The 271-nt window shown below is 63.1% G+C and carries 1 protein-coding gene; it reads right to left on the bottom strand.

Annotated elements, in window-relative coordinates; genetic code table 11:
• Nucleotides 1-96: 96 nt before the first annotated feature.
• Nucleotides 97-261 (bottom strand): IS66 family insertion sequence element accessory protein TnpB, encoded by a 165-nt coding sequence (tnpB, locus tag AAEY88_RS13725; protein WP_350563277.1) that lies wholly within the window; start codon nt 259-261, stop codon nt 97-99.
• Between the last annotated feature and the right edge of the window lie 10 nt (nt 262-271).

A 271-nucleotide genomic window follows, 5' to 3' on the forward strand; every position in this document is an offset into this window, starting at 1 on the left:
GCTGTCAGTTGGTCGAGATTGGGCGAGGAGTTCATGCTGCTGATTGTGCCAGAGCAGACGCTCTGCGCAGATACACCGATGGGCTAATGGCCGGTGCTACAGCACTGTGATCGCGCCGCCCGCACCGACCCGCTGCCAGGGCAGCCCCAGTACCAACGCCTGAAGTTGCTCGGTGTCGAGTTCAACTTCCGAGCCGTGGCGGATGCCTGGCCAGTGAAACTTGCCCTGGTTCAATCGCCGCGCGGCCAGCCAGATACCCACGCCGTCATGC

The organism is Psychrobacter sp. CAL346-MNA-CIBAN-0220, from assembly GCF_040309805.1.
GTDB lineage: Bacteria > Pseudomonadota > Gammaproteobacteria > Pseudomonadales > Moraxellaceae > Psychrobacter.